Annotated in this window: 15 protein-coding genes; 10 read left to right on the top strand and 5 right to left on the bottom strand. The window is 51.1% G+C overall.

Annotation, left to right across the window (positions count from 1 at the left end; all coding sequences use genetic code 11):
• Positions 1 to 14: 14 nt before the first annotated feature.
• Positions 15 to 1,043, top strand: a complete 1,029-nt coding sequence (locus tag FT643_RS15330; protein WP_156872294.1) for an alpha/beta hydrolase — start codon at positions 15 to 17, stop codon at positions 1,041 to 1,043.
• 67 nt (positions 1,044 to 1,110) lie between these two features.
• Here FT643_RS15330 and FT643_RS15325 read toward each other — a convergent pair whose 3' ends face one another.
• From FT643_RS15325 to FT643_RS15315, 3 genes are read right to left on the bottom strand one after another with little or no spacing between them, the layout of a single operon-like run.
• Positions 1,111 to 2,652 carry a long-chain-fatty-acid--CoA ligase gene (locus FT643_RS15325; RefSeq protein WP_156872293.1) on the bottom strand — a complete coding sequence of 514 codons (1,542 nt, stop codon included), beginning with the start codon at positions 2,650 to 2,652 and terminating at the stop codon, positions 1,111 to 1,113.
• 50 nt (positions 2,653 to 2,702) lie between these two features.
• On the bottom strand, positions 2,703 to 3,473 hold the full coding sequence (locus tag FT643_RS15320) for an enoyl-CoA hydratase/isomerase family protein (protein ID WP_198043586.1): 771 nt from the start codon (positions 3,471 to 3,473) through the stop codon (positions 2,703 to 2,705).
• A gap of 30 nt (positions 3,474 to 3,503) precedes the next feature.
• Positions 3,504 to 4,748, bottom strand: a complete 1,245-nt coding sequence (locus FT643_RS15315; protein WP_156872291.1) for an MFS transporter — start codon at positions 4,746 to 4,748, stop codon at positions 3,504 to 3,506.
• Positions 4,749 to 5,059: 311 nt separating this feature from the next.
• Here FT643_RS15315 and FT643_RS15310 point away from each other — a divergent pair, with 311 nt between their 5' ends.
• The gene (locus FT643_RS15310; protein ID WP_156872290.1) at positions 5,060 to 6,217 is read left to right on the top strand and encodes an iron-containing alcohol dehydrogenase; all 1,158 of its coding nucleotides are present in this window, start codon (positions 5,060 to 5,062) and stop codon (positions 6,215 to 6,217) included.
• 35 nt (positions 6,218 to 6,252) lie between these two features.
• A complete protein-coding gene (locus tag FT643_RS15305) occupies positions 6,253 to 6,975 on the top strand; it encodes an START domain-containing protein (protein ID WP_156872289.1) in 723 nt (240 codons plus the stop codon).
• Positions 6,976 to 7,068: 93 nt separating this feature from the next.
• Here FT643_RS15305 and FT643_RS15300 read toward each other — a convergent pair whose 3' ends face one another.
• Entirely contained in the window at positions 7,069 to 7,863 is a 795-nt protein-coding gene (locus tag FT643_RS15300; protein WP_156872288.1) for an SDR family NAD(P)-dependent oxidoreductase, read from the bottom strand.
• 338 nt (positions 7,864 to 8,201) lie between these two features.
• Between FT643_RS15300 and FT643_RS15295 the strand changes: the two genes are divergently transcribed.
• Genes FT643_RS15295 through FT643_RS15285 form a run of 3 tightly spaced genes read left to right on the top strand, consistent with a single transcriptional unit; the run spans position 8,202 to position 13,107 of the window.
• Positions 8,202 to 9,182, top strand: coding sequence for an enoyl-CoA hydratase/isomerase family protein (locus tag FT643_RS15295; RefSeq protein ID WP_156872287.1), 981 nt, complete (start codon positions 8,202 to 8,204; stop codon positions 9,180 to 9,182).
• A gap of 17 nt (positions 9,183 to 9,199) precedes the next feature.
• Positions 9,200 to 11,029, top strand: a complete 1,830-nt coding sequence (locus FT643_RS15290) for a hydantoinase B/oxoprolinase family protein (RefSeq protein WP_156872286.1) — start codon at positions 9,200 to 9,202, stop codon at positions 11,027 to 11,029.
• Complete coding sequence (locus FT643_RS15285; RefSeq protein WP_156872285.1) at positions 11,026 to 13,107, top strand: hydantoinase/oxoprolinase family protein; 2,082 nt, start codon at positions 11,026 to 11,028, stop codon at positions 13,105 to 13,107. The genes FT643_RS15290 and FT643_RS15285 overlap by 4 nt, the downstream gene beginning before the upstream one ends.
• Before the next feature lie 91 nt (positions 13,108 to 13,198).
• Here FT643_RS15285 and FT643_RS15280 read toward each other — a convergent pair whose 3' ends face one another.
• Positions 13,199 to 14,257, bottom strand: a complete 1,059-nt coding sequence (locus FT643_RS15280; RefSeq protein WP_156872284.1) for an AraC family transcriptional regulator — start codon at positions 14,255 to 14,257, stop codon at positions 13,199 to 13,201.
• 221 nt (positions 14,258 to 14,478) lie between these two features.
• On the opposite strand from FT643_RS15280, the gene FT643_RS15275 reads away from it, so the two are divergent.
• The 4 genes from FT643_RS15275 (at position 14,479) to FT643_RS15260 (ending at position 19,439) form a co-directional block, all read left to right on the top strand.
• Positions 14,479 to 15,684, top strand: coding sequence for a CaiB/BaiF CoA transferase family protein (locus FT643_RS15275; RefSeq protein ID WP_156872283.1), 1,206 nt, complete (start codon positions 14,479 to 14,481; stop codon positions 15,682 to 15,684).
• Positions 15,681 to 16,892, top strand: coding sequence for a CaiB/BaiF CoA transferase family protein (locus FT643_RS15270; RefSeq protein WP_156872282.1), 1,212 nt, complete (start codon positions 15,681 to 15,683; stop codon positions 16,890 to 16,892). Before FT643_RS15275 ends, FT643_RS15270 begins: the two co-directional genes overlap by 4 nt.
• Before the next feature lie 171 nt (positions 16,893 to 17,063).
• A complete protein-coding gene (locus tag FT643_RS23920) occupies positions 17,064 to 18,086 on the top strand; it encodes an AraC family transcriptional regulator (protein WP_156872281.1) in 1,023 nt (340 codons plus the stop codon).
• Positions 18,087 to 18,125: 39 nt separating this feature from the next.
• Positions 18,126 to 19,439 carry a cytochrome P450 gene (locus FT643_RS15260; RefSeq protein WP_156872280.1) on the top strand — a complete coding sequence of 438 codons (1,314 nt, stop codon included), beginning with the start codon at positions 18,126 to 18,128 and terminating at the stop codon, positions 19,437 to 19,439.
• Positions 19,440 to 19,526 lie beyond the last annotated feature (87 nt).

The raw sequence follows: 19,526 nt of genomic DNA, 5'->3' as shown, positions 1-19,526 counted from the left end.
GATCAACTACTGAAATGAGTGAAGCTAATAGCACTGTGACACGTGAGGATCTGTCTATCGAACTTGTGAAGGTCAATTTGAGTTTGAAGTCCCGATTTAAACTCGGTGTTATGAAGTTGATCTACAGAAAAATTCTGGGTTTTATTCTACGGGCAAAGCCAACGACCATTGCTTGGTTTCAATTGAAAACGGCAGGTTTGCCGTTACCGGTCATTGACGGTGTCCCTATATACTATGATGTGATCGGGCGCTCTTCGGGGCATTGTTTTGGAAATTTGAAGGACAGTAAACGGCCTGCCATTCTGTGGTTGCATGGCGGAGCGTTTATACTTCCTGCTTCGCCCACTGCTCACCACCCCACTGTTGGGAAGCTTTGCCAAAAATTGCGAGCAAACGCGTTTATGCCGGACTACCGCCTGGCCCCGTTTAACCCTTTCCCCGCCGGGTTGAATGATTGTGAGCAAGCTTACAGGGAACTTTTGGATCTGGGTTACCCCCCATCACAAATCGTATTGGGTGGTGATTCTGCTGGTGCAAATCTGGTATTTGGATTACTGCAAAGAATCCGTAAATCGGAACTGCCCATGCCAGCGTGTGCGGTTTCAATTTCACCAGTGACCGAGCTCGGGCGTGTCCAGGGGCCACCCTCGCGTACAGAGAACCAGAGCTTTGACGCGTTAATTCCAGCGTCCGGTTTGGCCAGTGCCTGGCAGTTGTATGGTGGAAATCAGGATAGTTCAGACCCCGAAATTTCACCCCTCTTTATGGACTGTCGTGCTTTACCGCCCTTACTCATAGTAGCCGGTGCTCATGAGATTTTGAGGGACGACGCGATTTTTATGGCGCAGCGCTGTCACGCTGCCGGGGTTTCCGTGAAGTGCCGCATTTGGGAGCGGTTGCCGCATGCGTTTCCATTATTTGCGAACGTGCTGCCGGAAGGCGCGCAATCATTTGAGGATATAAATGAATTTTTTATGGCACATCTTGGCAGTTCTAAGGCGACAACCAGGAGCGAACCCGACCTGGAAACCACAATAGATTAATTATTTAACGTATTGATATGTAACAGCTATTAAATCGGTGTTAGCGCACGATGCGAACGTGAACGATCTACTCACCGGTCAATTCAGTCCTCAACTCCCTTTTGAGAATCTTGCCCGCGCCGGAAAGCGGTAAGGCTTCTGTCCTTATGGTGATAGATCTTGGCTGTTTGTAATCAGCGAGTAACACTTTACAGTGTGTCGTGATCTGCTCCTCGGTGATTTCATGGCTGGGTTTTGGAACTACAACCGCATGCACTGTCTCGCCCCACTTGTCATGGGGCAGTCCTATCACAGCACACTGTGCGACAGACGGAAGCTCATAAATGGCTTGTTCCACTTCGACAGAATAGACGTTCTCGCCGCCGGATATAATCATGTCCTTGATGCGATCCACTATATAGACAAACCCTTGCTCGTCCATAAAGCCGGCATCTCCCGTATGCAACCAGCCACCACGCAATGCCTTTTCGGTCTCGGCTTCACGTTTCCAGTAACCCCGCATTACCTGCGGACCTCGTGCAATCACCTCCCCTGTTTCTCCGGTTGCCAGAATTTGATCGTCTTCATCCGCTATCCGTATTTCAGTGCCCATCATGGCCCGTCCTGCCGATTTAGCCTGGGGCAATGGCTCGCCTTTCCCGTGTCCGTCGGATTTCAGCAAGGTTAATACCGGAGACGATTCTGTCTGGCCATAGCATTGAGTCATATCGAGGTCGGGGTAGTGCTTCAGGATTTGTTTGGTGATCGTTTCCGGCATCGGAGAGGCGCCGTAAAACAGTCGGTTCAGGTTATTAAAAACGTCGTCGGCTACCGCAGGTTCCGCCATGATCATTTGGATCATGGTAGGCACCAGGACGGTGAAGCTACCCCGGTGCTCGGTAACCATTTGGGCCACACCAAGGGGTGTGAATTGTGGCAGGATGATATGGGTTCCGCCCAGCAAACTGACGACATGGGTGAACAGGGAGTCGGCAATATGGAACATGGGAGCGGCATGTAAATAGTTGCTGCCTGACGCCGCTAAACCGCAGTCGGCGATGAACGCAATACTGTGGCTCATTTGATTGTCGTGAGATAACAGAACACCCTTGGAGCGACCAGTAGTGCCGCCGGTGTAAAAGATACTGGAAACAGTTGAACCCGCCACCTCTTTTGCAAGGATGGGCTGATGAGAGGCAATAAGGCCATCGAGTGTGTCTAAATCCGCTGGCGGGCTACCGTCGTCTGCCCAAATTAGGGTGAGCTTAGTGCGTAAACGGTCGCTAAGTTTTTCAACGGTCGGCCAGTTTTGTTTATCAACCAACAAAACGGTGCTCTCACAGTCCTCTATCGCAAATTCAACCTCGGGAGCCGACCAGCGAATGTTAATCGGCACAATTGCCGCCCCAAGCCATTGAACCGCATAAGTCGACTCAATATTGCGATAGGTATTACCCAATAGCGTGGCCACATGATCGCCGTCTTTAACGCCGAGATGCTGGAGCCCCGCTGCCAGGTTAGCAACGTGGTCGTGCAATTCCGACCAGCTCAAATGAAGCGAACCCTGAATGATGGCAATATTCTCTGGGATGCGCTGCAGATTGGTAGAGAGACTTTCAGTGGTGTTCATCGGTCGCGTCCTGTAACTGATGTCTTTATTTCAAATCGCGGTAAGTATCTTTAGCGACCTTTAAAATTTCCCGGCCGTCTTTCTGTAACGGCTTTCACGCCTTCCGCAAAATCTTCTGTGGTCTGGAGTTTCAATTGTTCTCGGTGTTCGTGCATTAGCGTAGAGGTTACCTGCTGCACCAAATCACCGCGCAGGGTGGCTCGGGTTGCCAGTAAGGACAGTGGTGCGTTGGCCGCAATTTCGCTGGCGAACCGAATGGCGTCTTCCTGCAGCTGGTCTGCTTCTGCTATCAGATCCACCAAGCCCCATGCCTGTATCTCTTCGGATTTGTATCGGCGTGCATTTAATAGCATCTGGCTTGCCCGCTGTTGTCCGATCAGGCGCGGCAGCGTGTGCGTTAATCCGAACCCCGGATGAAACCCCAAGGCTACAAAGTTCGCTGAAAATCGTGCTGCGGGGCTGGCAATACGAAAATCTGCGGCAACTGCAAGTCCGAGGCCGGCGCCAATCGCTGCGCCTTGAACAACGGCAACAATCGGCTTTCGAGTAGCGAATATCCGTATCACCTGATCATAGAACTCGCGCAGCGGATCATCACTGTTGGCACCAAACCCGTTTTCCGACACCAGGTCGGCACCGGCGCAAAAAATAGTCCCCTGTGCTTTTAGAATAACTGCGCGTATCCCGTCATCCTGGTCCAGCTGTTGCAGCGCATCGGCGATATCTTTCAATAACCCCACGGTTGCGAAATTGAGTGGCGGGTTGCCGAATTCAATGCTGGCGATATGCCGGTCTGTTTGTCGCGTTATGACTACACTCATGCTCATACTTCCGTTTTTTTGACCTGGGTGTTACGCCGGTTCTGCACCTAGCTCATCTGCTGTAGGGGTTGAACTGAGTGTCAGCAATGCGATAGCACTGGCGCCCATCATCACTGCGGTCAAAATCAAAAACGGTACGTAGCTGTTGTAATGGTCATAAATGGATCCGGCTCCCAGTGGTCCAAATGCAGTGCCCAGAGAAAGCGCCATTACCAGGGCGCCGTATAGTGCACCGAAGTTTTTCAAACCGAAGTATTTTGCAGCGAGGTAAGCGATAACGTCCACTTCAGAACCCAGCGTCAGGCCGAATATAGCAGCAGCCAAGGATTGGCTAAGCGGATTGCTGCCATCATAAATCAATAAAAGACAGGCAAAAATAGGGATCACAAAAGCGACCGCGCCTATCAGGTGGCTGGGGAACCGGTCGAGTAAAAAGCCAGTACCGAGCCTTCCGATTATCGAAAAGATACCGATCAAAGAAGCCACCCCTGCTGCGGCCAGTGGATCGGTTCCGCTGTCTTTCAGGATCGGTACAAAGTGCACCACGATACCGATCGCAGTGAAAGCGAAAAAGCCACCTGCCATCAAGAGTTTATACAGTGCTGGTGAACGGATACCTTCGGCGATGGTTAGGCCGGCTATGGTGTCCTTGTCGATCGGTGCTGCTTTAGTAACTTTCTGGTCTCTGGCTCCCCGGAAGCAGAAGAACATAAATGGCAGCGTCACTAAAACCCAAATTCCGGACATAGCCATGTAAGATGTCCGCCAGTCGTATTTTTCGATCAACCACGTGGCCAGTATTGGAAACACGGTGGCTGCGACTGACGCTCCGGATAAGGTAATAGCCAAGGCTAATCCACGAGAGGCAACAAAACGGCTATTAACTGCGCTGGTCCACACGGTAGCCTGCACAAACATGGTTGATACCGCCAACAAGCACCACAGTGTAATCCAGTTAGCTTGAGTGCCGGTTGCAGTGCCCAACAGGGCAACGCAGCCGCACATCAAAATTACACCGGTTAGGCCTACCCGGCGGGGGCCGATTCGATCCACCAGAATACCGATGGGTATACAAAACAAGGCGCTTAGGAAAGCGGCAATAGTGATGCCGGATGACACTTGGGCCCGGGACCAGCCGAACTCCTGCTGGATGGGATCGATGTAGGGACCCATTGAATAAACGTACATAACTGCAGTGGCATACCCCAGAGAAGCGGCGATGGGTAAATACCAAAAGCTGCGCCACTCGTTAAGTGCGCTTCGTGATTCGACCATTGTTGTTGCCTCGTTCAGTTCTACTTATTGTTCTATTGAGTGTTCGGTACTGGTGCCTTTGCACAGTATTTCTAATTGAGCATTTGCTTGTATTGGTGTACGCATACAGATGCTAATATACAGCAATGTTGTGTAATAATAACCTGCTCAGTCAAGTAAAAGAAACCCTTGGCAATAAGGGAATGGTCGGCAGGTATGTACAGGCCGGGGATCCGGCCACGTTTTGCTAGCAATCTCTTTTACATAAATTGCATTGCGACCCGGTAAGCCACAAACTGGTGATCACGACTATAACAATAAGGAAGGTGAATATGATCGCTAATCTTTTTTTACCGGCGCATCTGAAGATAGGCGCAGGCGCCCGTCACGATATTCCGTCGGTGCTAAAGCAACTGAATTTGAGCAAACCGTTTCTGGTTTCCGACCCGTTTATGAAATCCTGTGGTTACCTGGAAGAGTTGTCGCAAACCCTTGTCAGAGCAGATATTTCCTTCGGCGTATTTAGTGATTGTGTGCCTGATCCGACCACGGATTCCGTTAACGAAGCTCTGGCCGGATGGCAACAGGGAAACTATGACTGCATCATTGCCCTGGGTGGAGGAAGCTCGATCGATACCGCGAAGGCGCTGTCGGTATTGGCTCGCCATGGCGGTGCGATGCGTGACTATAAGGCCCCCAACCCGGTGCCGGCTGGCTTTCCGTTGATTGCGATCCCTACTACCGCCGGTACGGGATCTGAAGCCACTCGTGCAACGGTGATCACCGATACCGAAAGCCAGGAAAAAATGCTCTGTATGGGTTTTGGGTTCTTGCCTGTAGCGGCATTGGTGGATTTTGAGTTGACTCTGTCCATGCCTTACCGGCTAACGGCTGATACCGCCCTCGATAGCCTCTGTCACGGAATGGAAGCGTATGTCAGCCGCAAGGCTAATCCGTTTGTGGACCCGATTGCGCTGTCGTGCATATCCAGCATTGCCGCTAACGTGGGTATTGCCTGCGCAGAACCGCATAATCGGGTTGCTCGCGAAGCATTAATGTTAGCTGCTACTCAGGGGGGCATCGCGTTTTCAAATTCGTCTGTTACGTTAATTCATGGTATGAGCCGGCCAATAGGCGCTTTCTTCCATGTGCCACACGGAATGAGCAACGCAATGTTGATGTGTGAAATCACCAGATATTCAATACCCGGCGCTACATCCCGCTACGCAGATTGTGCCCGCGCCATTGGCGTTGCCGCAACCGCAGAGCGTGATGATAAAGCAGCTTATCGTTTGCTGGACAGATTAATAGAGATCTGTGATCAGCTGGATGTGCCCTCTCCTCGCCAATACGGTATTGACCGGGATCAATACCAGCAATTGATTCCTACTATGGCCGCCCAGGCGTTGGCCTCGGGGTCTCCGAATAACAACCCGGTGATTCCGGATCAGCGGGCTATCGAACAGATTTATGAAACTGTTTATTCTTGAAAAAGCTACAATAACATCCGAGTATCGGGGGGTATATGTCTACACAAGCATTCGTCAAATCAATCCGTTTCAACTGTTTCAGTGTCATTGCATTCATCGCAGTCAGCATTAATGCGTTCGCTGACGGTGGGGATTGGGAAAGCCAATATTCCGAAGACGGTCTTGAGGTTTTCACAAGAGCAGTCGAGGGGGCTCAGGTTAAAGCGTTTAAAGTTCAAACGGTGTTTGATGCCCCGCTGCAATCGGTCATTGCGGTGATCGGTGATACCGAGAATTACCCCAACTGGTTTCACCTGTGTGAGTCTTATACTTTTGTTGAAGCCCCTGCTGCTGCCGGAGCCTACACAAGTTACTATATTGTAAGTGCGCCCTGGCCTTTAAAGGACAGAGACGTGTATGTTAAAAACAGGATCAGCCAGGATGCTGAAACCTATACGGTTACGATAAAGTCCAGCGGTGCAGCTGATTTCGCACCAGTGAAAAAAGGGTACACCCGGGTGCCGGACGTTTCGGCTTACTGGACCTTTAAGCCGGTCGACCGCAACAAGACCTATGTTGAGTTTATGGGCCATGGTTATCCCGGTGGTATTATTCCGGTGTGGATTGCCAATATGGTGGTAACCGACGTGCCAAAAAAGACGTTCCAGAACCTGCGCAAAGTGTTGACAGAAAGCCGATACGATATTGCGAACGTGAGTCAGAAAGAACCCGCTTTTCCGAATCTGAAATTTCCTGATTCCCGAGTAAGTTTAAAATAAACGACAGGTCAGAGCCGGAGCAATTGAATATCACCCCGGCTCTGATCAGCCACCACACACTAAAATGCGACTCACAATGCGACGTACCAAACGTTATTCGGGCATAACCCGTTCGCAAATCAATGCTTCCGGTGCCACGTATTTAGTTGTTGACCATCCGCCATCGAGTGCGATGGTTTGGCCGTTGATGTAGCTGCCGTCTTTGGATGCCAGAAAAAATACGGTATTCGCAACGTCATCCACGGTGCCGTCACGATCAAATGGCGTAAGTTCCTGATTGGTGCGTTGAAATCCGGGATGATCCCAGGCTGCTGCGGTCATGTCGGTTTTGACTACGCCGGGTGCTACTACATTGGAGCGTATTCCCTTGGCACCATACTGGACCGCAAATGCCTGGCTCATGCCGATCATACCGGCTTTGGCCGTGCAGTAGATGCCGCCGTCCAGCCCGCCCAGTAAACCGAATACAGATCCGATATTCAGGATAGAAGCGCCGGGCTGCATCGCTCTGAGGGCTTCACGCGCAAAACGGAACGGCGCTTTCAGGCTAATATTCAGTACGTCATCAATCATCTGGTCGGTGGTGTCTCCGGGAGGAGCCCAGGATCCGGAGCCGGCATTGTTAACCAGGCAATCCAACCGCCCAAACGATTCTAACGCCAGATCCACAGCGCGCTGTGGAGCGTCTTTTTCAGTTACATCAGCCACCAGGTATTCAACTTCCGTGAGGTCAGCCAGATCCTGTTTCAGTTGTTCAAGCCGCTCCTGGCGCCTGGCGACAGCAACAATACGCCAGCCTTCCTTGGCAAATTTGCGGGCGATACCGTCGCCAATGCCGGAGCTGGCACCGGTAATCAGAACAACCGGTTTATCTGATTTGTTTACCATGAGATCTAGAGCCTCTATCTAATTGTAATTATATCGTCGTCTTTATCTGGGCATCCGGGCATAGCCCTTGCCAGCCGACTGGTAGTTATAGTCCGTACGATATTAAACAAAATGCATCAGCCATGACGAGGCAAGGCGGGGTCGGAAAGGAGGTAAATGCAGTTGCAGGCATGTCTCTAAGCGCCATCAGACTATTTTCTGCTGATTCCACGGACTCTGCACTGACGGTAGAGTCTGTGGCGCGAACTGTCAGGAGTTATCACGCTGTCTCGTGGTAAAACAACGCTATCTAATGTAGGTAAATCCATCTCCATCGATCCCCGGACAGGCGGTAAAACATGACTAAGTCGTTGAATATTGACGAGCTAAAAGAAGAAGCCAAACAGTATATTCGTTACGAAAAGGATACTGATAACAAGATCGCGTATTTGACGTTCGACCGGCCCAAAGCACTCAACGCCACTACCACTGGCATGCGCCAGTACTATGCCGATCTAGTGTTTAAGGCGAACGTAGACGATGACGTAAAAGTATTGGTAATTCGTGGCGAAGGGGAGCATTTCGGCAGTGGTGGTGACCTCCAGGAGCAGGCTGGAATGTACGGTGAGGAAGGTGAAGACATGTCCTTGCTGCATGAATTCGGGATTAATGACCCGGACGTAAAATATCCGCCACGGGGCTCCTATCGGTTTTTGCATAGCATGACGGACCACTACGCAAAAGCGCCCGCCGGCAATCGCCCGCTTCAGGAATTCAAAAAAATCAGCATTATAGAAACGAAGGGTTATTGCTATGGGTGGCACTTTTATCAAGCCGCCGACGCCGACTTACTGATTTCATCGGAAGACACGTTGTTTGGGCATCCGTCCTTTCGTTATGCCGGTTGGGGGCCCCGGATGTGGACCTGGATTGAACAAATCGGGCTGCGTAAATTTTCTGAAATGCTTTTCACAGGTCGACCATTTACGGCCGCGGAAATGTACGAAACCAACTTTATTAACAGCGTTGTGCCGTTGGAAAAACTGCAGGACGAAACTAAAAAGTACGCCATGGCGTGCTCCATTAGCCGGCCGATGGATGTGGTTCAGGTGCAAAAAACCTTTATTGAGCTGTACAAACAGTATCGCGGGGAATACATGGGCAGTTTACTGACGGGGTTTGTTGAAGGCATGTTACCGATGATGATGAATGACCGCAAAAATCAGGCAGGTGTGGACGCTGATACTTTTGATAAAGGCCTCAACAATGTGGTCAAGGATATCGATATGTCCTATCCGCCTGAGTGGCGCATGGGCATGTCAAACCGGAAAAAACCGTAACCGCGAGGAACGCCATTATGTCATTTGAATTAAATAAATTGTTGGCTGCCAAGCGCGAGCCATTACCGACCAGCAGCGAGCTTGATCCGGTCACTGCAAGTATTATTCGTGGTGCTTTGGAGACGATCTGTTTTGAAGCCTGTGCTCATCTCGGGCGGGCCGCCTCCTCCCCTATTATCAACCAATCGAACGAACGTAATTCTTCCATTATCGATTCTAATGGCCGCTTGGTGGTGGGCTCTGTCGGCACACCTCATCTAACCTTCGTAACCCAGCTCACAGTACGCTACGGGTTGATGCACCTGGAGGATTACGATTGGGGCCCTGGTGATGTATTTCTTGGCAATGACCCCGATCATGGTGGCGGGCACTTGCCGGACTACAACGTGTACGCGCCGGTATTCGATGACGACGGTAACCTGGTGATGGTGCAGGCTCTGCAAGCGCACCAGGGCGATACGGGAGGTAAAGATCCGGGTGGGTTCACCCTGGAGGCAACCGATATTTTTACCGAAGGGCTGGCGATACCCTGCCTGAAGTTGGTACATCGTGGTGAAAAGCGTCGCGATGTCATTAAGCTGGTTGAACGCAATAACCGCTTTGCCACATTCTCCGGTGACCTGGCCGCGATGATCGGTGGCGTTCAGATGGCGGCGCGGGAGCACCAGGCTCTGATCCGTAAATACGGTACTGACAATGTTCGAGCTGCGTTGAATTACAGCGTAGAAAATACGGAATCCCGGTTTCGTGAAGAGATCGCTAAATGGCCCGACGGCACCTATGAATCAGATGTGTGGATTGATGCGGATACGCAGGGTACACCAGACGTGCACGTACATGTCGCCTGCAAGGTGAAGGGGGATCAGTTGACGGTGGATCTGACCGGCACCGATGATCGCCAGAATCTGGTTGGTGTTTGGAATACCTTCGGTAACACTCGTGGTTATATCATGATCCAGTTGGGTAGCATGGTCGACCCGACCATTCCCAAAAACGAAGGTTTGTTCAACGCGGTTGAGTTTGTTATTCCGGAGGGCTGTATTGCGCACCCGCCACCAAACAAACCCGCTGCACTGGGCTCTTTTCATCCTGCCTGTGAGATCACGGAAGCGGTTTGTATTGCGTTATCGAACGTCGTACCGGAACGGGCCCAACCCCAGGTCTATAAAATCGGAATGCCGAACGCGGTCATTGGCTTCTATGATAACGGAATGATGTGGATGGATCAGGGTGTGGACTCGCGCTCTATGGATGTGTCCGCGGTTAAAGGTGTAGACGGCTGGGGCTCTTGCCCTGCTTCGTTGGGATCGTTGCTGTTGTCGATGGCGGAAGAAAGCGAAGCCCGTTTTCCGGTGATGAATGTTAGCCGGGAAATGACCACCGATGGTGGCGGTGCCGGTCAATGGCGCGGTGCGCCCGGTAGTCTGAACGTTAAGAAAGTGCTCGAGCCAGTATCGGCTATGGCCTGGATGGTTTCGGCCAAGCATCCGCTACGTGGAATGTGTGGTGGCGATGATGCTATCCCTTACAGTAACCACTTTCTGGTCGGTACCGATAAAGAATACAAAATTGAGCTGGTTGAAAGCACTCAATTGCCCACCGGTGCAGTAATGGCCTATCAGCATGGTGGCGGCGCTGGATTCGGTCTTGCTATCGACCGTGATGCAGATGCAGTGAAAGAGGATGTACTCGACGAATATGTGAGCCTGGCAGCGGCGAAGGACAAGTACGGCGTCGTTCTGACCGGCAGCCTGGAAGAATACGATCTTGAAGTTGATCGGGCCGCAACCGAGGCCTTAAGAAGTACCATGAGAAGTAAGCAAAATGAACAAGGAGCACAGCAATGAGTTATCGTGTAGGTATAGATATCGGCGGTACGTTCACCGACTTTGCTTTGCTCAAAGGCGATGAGGTTATTCTTCACAAAAACCTCAGCACACCGGAAGACCGCTCAATTGGTGTAATGACCGGGTTGGAAAAATTAGCACAAAAAGAATCCTTAACACTCAGTGACTTTCTTGCTCAGTGCGATGCGATTGTGCACGGAACCACGATTGCCGATAACACGCTTATTGAAATGAACGGTGCTGTTACCGGTCTGATTACCACAAATGGGTTTCGTGATGAAATGGAATACCGCCGTGGCTTCAAAGAGGATATCTGGGATTCGACTTTGAAACCTTTTAAGCAGATCACGCCCCGCCGCCGCCGCTTAACTGTGCCGGAACGTATACTATTCGACGGTTCGGTTTATGAAGAACTGGATGAAGCGGCTGTGCGAGAGGCCTGTCGCAAGCTGAACAAGCAAAACGTAGAATCGGTGGCGATTTCATTGCTATTTTCTTTCGTCAATTCTGCTCATGAATTACGGGTCGCAGAAATAGTGAAAGAGGAAATGCCCAACGCTCACCTGTCCATTTCGCACCAGGTTTTACCGCGCGGACCGGAATACGACCGCACCAGTACCACGGTAGTGAACGCGTACGTCGGACCGCGTGTCACATCCTATTTGGAAAAACTGGTCAGTCGCCTACGCGACGGAGGGTTTCAAAATCAGTTGCTGGTGATGCAAGCCAGCGGCGGCGTAATGACCAAAGAGTACATTGACGGATCGCCCATTCGGGTGCTGGCTTCGGGTCCGGCTGGCGGAGTAATCGGCTCCGCTCACACCGGTTCGGCCAAGGGAGCCCCTAATCTGTTGTGCGTGGATATGGGAGGTACCTCCTATGATATGTCGATCGTACTAAACGGCACGGCTCCGGCTACCTCTGGCTGGAACATGCATCATCGCTATTTGATCGGTATGCCGATGGTTCAGGTGGAAACCCTGGGTGCCGGTGGTGGTTCGATTTGTCAGATTAATGCGGGTGAAGTTCAGGTTGGCCCGCGTTCTGCGGGATCCGATCCCGGCCCTATGTGTTACGGTCGCGGTGGTACAGAGCCCACGGTTACCGATGCGTTATTAATGTTGGGCATCCTTTCTGCGGATGGCGAATTTGCTGGTGGTAGTTTCTCATTACAAAAAACCGGTGTGGAAGACGCTTTTCAAGTGCTGGGTGACGAGATGGGCTACAGCGCTGAAGAGGCTGCGTTTGATTGTTGGCGTGTGGTGAACGCCAATATGATTCAGGCCATTCGCAGAACCACGGCGGGCAAAGGCATTGATCCCAAAGAAATGGTGATGCTGGCTTACGGTGGTAATGGTCCTGCATTTGCGGCCGTGCATGCGGATGCATTGGGGATCGAAAAAGTATTAGTGCCGAAAGCGTCGCCCACCTTTTCCGCCTTGGGCACTCTGGTTGCTAAACCTACGATTGATGAAGAACGTTCTTGTAATTGTTCCGTGGGCAGCCCTGATTTGGATACCATGAAGACCATGTGGCAACAGCTTGAAGCACGCGCACTCAAGTATTTTGCGGACGCCAAATTCAGCGGGGACCAGATCCGGTATCAATTCCTGGTGAATATGCGTTATGCCGGACAGAATTTTGCAGTCAGTTTTGAAGTGCATGATTGTCGTGGTTCTCAGGATTATCTGTTTTTGAATGACGGTTTCGGAGAAAAAGCCCTGCAAGCATTCAATAAACGCCATATGCAAGAATTCGAGCATATTCGTGAAGGCGAGCTGCCAGAAATTATTGGTGTCCGGTTGGTTTCATCTGTTAATACCACTGCGCCGGCTGTGGGACAGGGGTTCAATTCTGCCAAGCAGAACGCCATACCGGTAAAAACCCGTCGCGCCAATTTGGGCGAGGGTTACCAGGACACCTCGATTTTTGAGGGCGCAGCGTTGCAGCCAGGTCACGAGATTCAGGGGCCAGCCATTATCGAGGAAACATTCACAACCATTGTGGTGTATCCGGGCTGGAACGTGATGGTGGATGATTCAGGTGATTATGAAATGAGGAAAATTAAAACTTCCTGATGAGGAAGCGGCCGCCGGTGCCTGGGGTACCGGTGGCTTTATTACGTTTAATTATTAAAAATGCGGTTGTGATTTTGATCGACTCGTTCGTTCAGTTTAACGAAATCTTTTGTCTGTATTGCTTCGGCGTTAACCCCGTCCAGCGCTTGAATGCGCGGCCAAAACTCGATTGTTCTGAGTAACCCAAATTGGCGGCGACATCATCTAGAGAATATTGCGCTTGTTTCAGGTAATTTTCCGCAAGCGCAATACGCTGCTCTTCAAGAATATCGGAAAAGCTAAGTTGAGATTCGCTTAATTTAGCCTGCAAGGTACGGACAGATACGTCCATTTTTGCAGCGCAACGTTCGATGGTGCAGTTGCCTTCCGATAAAGACGAGCGAACATAATCCTGAACTCGATCAGCCAGGGTAATTCGTGCCGCTTCTTTTACACGCCCCAGATACCCGCCCAACAGTTTGAACAACAGTTTGTTGGCGCTGGTAATCCGCTGATCCAATACTTGCGCTGGAAACGCGATCAGGTTTTCGGTGGTGCGGCTGTTGAAACGGCAGCCGAGTTGACGTTCCAGTTCGTCAATATCTTTGTGCCGGGTATCAACGGCAAGGTTGACGTAGTCGGGCCGGAAATTTCGGCCACCAAGTTGGCGCAACAGTTTCAGATTTAATAATGCTGCCTGGTAGTTGGCCTGCTTATTGTTGCCCAGATCAGTACGCACACCCCATCGCAATATCGCAGTCTCGTCATTCACGATTAATTCCTGCATGGCAGCGGGCGAATGGGTAACGGGAATGAATTTGGTCAAGCAATGGATGGCTTCCCGGACAGTGGATGAAGCTCTGCACAAGGCGGTAACGCAACCGTAAACATCGGGCTCCTGCAATTGGGCGAGACGCAATCCGAACAGCGGGTCGTTCAACGATGAGCTGCAATCTTCGAGTAAGTTAACGTAAGACTGGCAATCAATATAATGATCTGGATCGCTCAGCCGGAAGGGGTCAATATCGTGGCGTTCCAAAAGACGGTGGGGATCAGCACCCTGGTTGCGAGCTAAAAAAGGGAATGCACCCAGGTTTGCGATGCGCATCTGACGTTCTGTCGGCATCACTTCCAGGGGGCCATCCAAGCTGAAAAATTGGTTGGTGTTCATGCGCCTCTCCTCTCGGGTTCTTATTGTTCTTATCTTTATGCTGTTTTCCGGACCCTGTTCGTTCCCCTTTTATCTGGCACCAACTGTGTATTGATTCTCGTCTACTGTCAGGAACCTTGTGGCAGCCTATGGAAACCTATAAATCCATACTACTGCACACCAGTGTTGTTGTATACCTTGAACAGATACAAATAAACTAACTGAATTCGGAAGGTGTCGGCATGACGGCTTTGCACGGAATCAAGGTGCTGGAGTTGGCGGAGAGCGTCAGCGGTGAATATTGCGGCAAGCTGCTTGCCGACTTTGGCGCAGTGATTATCAAAATCGAAAAACCCGGTTGCGGAAGCCCTACCCGCGCGTTGGGGCCCTTTAGTGGCGGGGTCCCCGATCAAGCGGAGGGGAACGAAAACAGCGGGCTGTTCGGCTATCTCAATACCGGCAAGCAATCTGTTGAACTGGATCTGGATTCCGAGGCGGGGCACCAGGCGCTTCAGGTTTTATTGGGTCGGGTGGATGCGGTCATCGATGACCACAGTGCTGAGTGGTTAAGCAGGTTAGGTCTGGATGCAGGGATTGTGCAACAACAGCATCCCGGGCTGGTGGTTTGTTCCATCTCTAACTATGGTCTTGAGCCACCTCAAGATCGTCTTTATGGCGAAGATATCAATGTGTTTCATGCCAGTGGTTGGGGCTTCCATACGCCAACCGGCGCGTCGCCTACCCTACCCCCCCTTCAGGGGGCAGGTCGGTTTCTGCCCAGTTACGAAGCCGGATTGGAGGCCGCCCTGTGTATTGCTGCGTCGCTTTTTGAACAAGTGGATTCCGGCGCGGGGCAGTTTATTGAAATCTCCAAACTGGAAGTGCTGGCATCCCGCATAGATTACGTATTGGCGCAGATGGTCAACGGCGATATGAACGTAGGTACTGAACGTCATGCGTTCGACCTGGGCGGGCCTGCGGGCATTTTCCCCTGTAAAGATGGGTATATCTATATCTGGCTATCTTCTCCAGCTCATTGGGAAGGATTGCGCAATTTACTCGACGATACGGATTGGATGAATGATTTTCCGGACAACTGGCTGGAGCGTGAATGCACTCCAGAGCGGGTAGCATTGTGCCGCCAACATCTTGTGTCGTGGCTAAAAACTCAGAATAAACATACGGCAGCCGAAAAAGCACAGCAGTTGGGAGTGACGCTGGTGGCAGTTAACAATGCCGAGGATCTGGTGGCCTCCCCGCAATACCAATTCAGAGAATATTTTGTCGAACTGGAGCACGAGGCTTTGGGCACAACCCGTTATCCTACCGTACCCTACCGATTAAGCGCTACGCCAGCCAAACCTGGCCAGGCCGCTCCATTACTGGGGCAGCACAACCATACCGGTTTTCATGATCAGGATGCAGTCCCGGCCGGAGGTGCCCAATGACCCAAGCCATTCAACGACGAGGTGGCCCATTACAGGGTGTGCGGGTTGTCGAGTTAACCAAAGTGTGGGCTGGTCCGTATACCGGCAAGCTCCTGGCCTTTTTGGGCGCGGAAGTAATTCGCATTGAGAGTGAGAAGTCCTTGGATGTGACCCGGGTATATGGAGTAGACGACATTAATAACGCGCCTGGCTTCAAATCCGTAAATCCACAGAAACTCAGTGTGCAGATTGATATGAAGTCGGAAGCCGGTATCGATCTTATTCTCAAGCTGCTGCGTGAATCGGACATTCTAATCGAAAATTTGCGCCCGGGTGCAGTGAAGCGGCTAGGGCTGGGTTATGACGCTGTGAAAGCAGTCAAACCTGACATTGTGTACACCTCTATGGGTATGTATGGCAATGAAGGACCGCTCAGTTATCAGACCGGGTACGCGCCTTGTTTTGCTGCCCTGAGCGGCCTTAGTTCCCTGGTTGGTTACGAAGGCCAGCCACCGGCGGGGATGAATGTGCGATATGCTGATTCAACCTTTGGCGCGGCCGCGGCCTTTGCCACTATGGCAGCGTTGTTTCACCGCCGCCGAACCGGTGAAGGCCAATATGTTGATGTTTCTGCGGTCGAGAGCATGAGCAGTATGATCGGCGACTCCCTCATGGACTATACCCTCAACGGCGCAGTCCAGCCTTGCGATGGCAACCGGAACCCCGATATGGCACCCCATGGTGTCTACCCTTGCCTCGACGATGAATGGGTTTGCATCGCTGTAAACGACGATAGGCGTTGGCAGGCTCTAGCCAGAATCATGACGCCCTCAGGTCTAGAAAATGACAGTCGATTCAATAGATTAGCCGATCGCAAACAGAATGAAAAAGCCCTCAATGAGCTTATCAGTCGGTGGGCTTCAACTCAGAATGCGCAAACGCTGGCATCGGAACTTCAGGCATTGGGCATTGCCGCAAGCAAAAGCCAGAGTTCGGTTGATCTGGTGGCAGACGGTCAACTATGGGCCCGTGAATTTTATCGGGAAGTGGCTTATAGCGACGGCTCATCGGGCACCATTGTCGGGCCGGGTTGGAAGATGTCTAGAAACGCCGACATCACCAGCGGAGCCCCCCGTCTGGGGGAGCACAACGCTTACATTCTTGGTGACGTGCTCGGTCTATCCCCCGAAGAACAACAACAGCTCTGCTCTGCTGGTGTTACCCGATAGCTGTGCCCTCTCCTTGGATTGCGTGAAATGTGCATGAATTGACGCAGAGTGGAGAGAGTCGATACCGGGCAACGGATATATTTAGCATAGGGAACCGTTGAATACATTCGTTGTACGGTGTTGTAGCAGGCAATGTTAACGACATTGTAATGAACATTCGGGAGAGATGATGTGACAGAAAAGCTCTTTGCATTTGATGAACGAAATTTTCACGAATGCCAGTCCACCTTTCGGGGTGAGAATAATCAGGAATACTATCTGGGTGAATATACCATTGATGGTGGCTCTAATATTAACGTGCGCGCGGACAAAAAGGCCGTTGGCGCCTATTCGATTATTCGATTGCTATCAAAGTCACGCCTTTTCTTCCGGCGGTCCTGGTCACATATCCGAGAAGATGCGACGGATGTCACCGTTCTTTGGTTCGTCAAACGCGGCAGCATCAGTATCTCTCACCAAAGTGGAAAGTGCACCGCGAGTGCCGGGGAATTCGTAATTACCAAGTCCATGGCGCCCTTCACCATGGAGTGCAAAACAGACGATCAATCAATCCACGAAGTACTTCATGTTGTCGTCCCTTCTCATATTTTCAGACGGTTTTTTCCTGATGAAATTAATGCAGGTTTCTGCACATCGGTGGAGCGTCGCGAATTTAGGATTGCAGAACGTATGCTGGCGGAAGTGTACGAGGACCCCGGCGATCTAACCAGTCGGGTTGAACAGGTCTTAGTAGACAGTGCGCTGTCCATTCTGGCTGAAGGCTTGAAAAACACCGAGAACTCCATGCACGAACGTCAAACGCTGTCGCAAAAACGACGCCAAGATGTATTGCGCTTCGTTGAGATTCATTTGTCGGATCCAAAATTGAATGCTGAAATGGTTGCGCAAGCGTGCGGAATTTCCAGACGGTACCTGTCCCACCTATTGCGTCAGCATGGGACATCACTTCCGAATTTGATTTGGGATTGGCGGCTAAAAACAGCACACGAGTGGCTTTCGACTGAAGTTGGCCGGGACGTGTCCATCGCTGAGATTGCCTATCGTATTGGTTTTAAAAGTCCAGCCCACTTCAGTCGCTTATTCAAGCGTGTTTATAAAGTCAGTCCCCGGGAATTCCGGACCACGAAAGCAGATAAAGTGGCTCAGCCGGAACTAAAAGAATTTTTTGTGAGTGGACCCAGCTCAATACAATGAGCGTTGTCGCAACAGGAACACACAAGTGAGAGGAAGACGATGAACAGCAGTGAAAACGCCGGCACGAATACAGGTTGCCCCGTCGCACATGAGTCAATGGCGCTGAAGGATATGTCGTTGGCAGATCCGATGATTCAAGCACACCCCAAGCACTTTTATACCAAGCTGCGTAACGAAAGCCCGGTCCATTACGATGAAAAACTGGGTATGTGGCTGGTGTCGCGCTACGAAGATATTGTAACGTTGCTGCGTGACCCCAAAACCTATTCCGACAAGCATGGTTATGAGGCCCAGTATGCCAGTGGCTTTTTCGCCGAATTCAAACAAATATTGGAAGAGCAAGGTGGCGGCTTCTTTGCGGATGCAATAAAGAGTGATCCGCCAGAGCATACCCGTATCCGAACGTTATTGAACGGCGCATTCACCGCGCATCGCGTAAAAATGCTCGAACCGGTTATAACTCGCATTATTGCTGATTTGGCAGACCAACTGGCTGAGAAAGCGGCTAATGGTCAGGTAGTGGACGGTGTAAAAGATTTTGCTATTCCGCTAACGATAGCGGTTATCTGCGAACAGCTGGGCATGAGCCAGTATGACGGTGATAAAATTTCTGAGTGGTCTGCCGCGATCACAGCGCAAATTGGTCGCATGCAGAATCGCGAGCAAATGGTTGAGAACGCCATGAAAGTTTGCGAACTGCAGAATTACATTATCTCGCAAATGAAAGATCGAGAAAACGAACCCAAGGAAGATATGATTTCGGATTTGGTGCATGCCACGCTGGACGATGGAGGCAAGTTGGAATTCGGAGAGGCTGTCTCTCTTATCCGTGCATTGATTATTGCGGGCAATGATACCACTGCTACAGCGATCGGGAATCTGATGTTTATTCTGGCGACACAACCGGATTTGGCGCAGCAGTTATTCGATAATGTTGAAGATGAACGCTATCTGAACCGTTTTGTGGAAGAACTACTGCGCTTTGCGCCGCCGGTTCGTGGACTTGCGAAAATGACCACCTGTGAAACCGAACTGGGTGGCGTGAAATTACCAAAGGACGCCCACATGCTGGTGCTGTACGGATCGGGTAATGATGATGAATCACGATTCGAATGCCCTCGTACTTTTGATGTGTCACGAGGGAATACCGGGACACATGTTGCCTTCGGCGTCGGGATTCATCGCTGCATCGGTGCTTCACTGGCGCGTATGGAAATTAAAGTGGCCGCAAAAGAGCTGATTAAACGGGTAAGTGACATAAAGCTGGCGATTGCACCTGAAGATATAACCTATCAGCAATCCGTCGCGGTTCACGCGATCTCGTCTTTGCCGATCACCTTGAATCGTCGCTAATAAACGGCAGCGATCAAAATAGGCAGACTTCAGGGTTATCTATCCAGCATGCGAAATATCATCGGCGTCAGGCACGCCCAGCGGGAG

Source organism: Ketobacter sp. MCCC 1A13808 (assembly GCF_009746715.1).
GTDB lineage: Bacteria > Pseudomonadota > Gammaproteobacteria > Pseudomonadales > Ketobacteraceae > Ketobacter.
This window is presented reverse-complemented; position numbering and strand designations above follow the sequence as displayed.

Coding starts and splice junctions, on each gene's coding strand:
- FT643_RS15290 (WP_156872286.1), top strand. CDS start 9,200: ATGTCATTTGAATTAAATAAATTGTTGGCTGCCAAGCGCGAGCCATTA.
- FT643_RS15285 (WP_156872285.1), top strand. CDS start 11,026: ATGAGTTATCGTGTAGGTATAGATATCGGCGGTACGTTCACCGACTTT.
- FT643_RS15315 (WP_156872291.1), bottom strand. CDS start 4,748: ATGGTCGAATCACGAAGCGCACTTAACGAGTGGCGCAGCTTTTGGTAT.
- FT643_RS15260 (WP_156872280.1), top strand. CDS start 18,126: ATGAACAGCAGTGAAAACGCCGGCACGAATACAGGTTGCCCCGTCGCA.
- FT643_RS15280 (WP_156872284.1), bottom strand. CDS start 14,257: ATGAACACCAACCAATTTTTCAGCTTGGATGGCCCCCTGGAAGTGATG.
- FT643_RS15270 (WP_156872282.1), top strand. CDS start 15,681: ATGACCCAAGCCATTCAACGACGAGGTGGCCCATTACAGGGTGTGCGG.
- FT643_RS15275 (WP_156872283.1), top strand. CDS start 14,479: ATGACGGCTTTGCACGGAATCAAGGTGCTGGAGTTGGCGGAGAGCGTC.
- FT643_RS15300 (WP_156872288.1), bottom strand. CDS start 7,863: ATGGTAAACAAATCAGATAAACCGGTTGTTCTGATTACCGGTGCCAGC.
- FT643_RS15330 (WP_156872294.1), top strand. CDS start 15: ATGAGTGAAGCTAATAGCACTGTGACACGTGAGGATCTGTCTATCGAA.
- FT643_RS15295 (WP_156872287.1), top strand. CDS start 8,202: ATGACTAAGTCGTTGAATATTGACGAGCTAAAAGAAGAAGCCAAACAG.
- FT643_RS15325 (WP_156872293.1), bottom strand. CDS start 2,652: ATGAACACCACTGAAAGTCTCTCTACCAATCTGCAGCGCATCCCAGAG.
- FT643_RS15310 (WP_156872290.1), top strand. CDS start 5,060: ATGATCGCTAATCTTTTTTTACCGGCGCATCTGAAGATAGGCGCAGGC.
- FT643_RS15305 (WP_156872289.1), top strand. CDS start 6,253: ATGTCTACACAAGCATTCGTCAAATCAATCCGTTTCAACTGTTTCAGT.
- FT643_RS15320 (WP_198043586.1), bottom strand. CDS start 3,473: ATGAGTGTAGTCATAACGCGACAAACAGACCGGCATATCGCCAGCATT.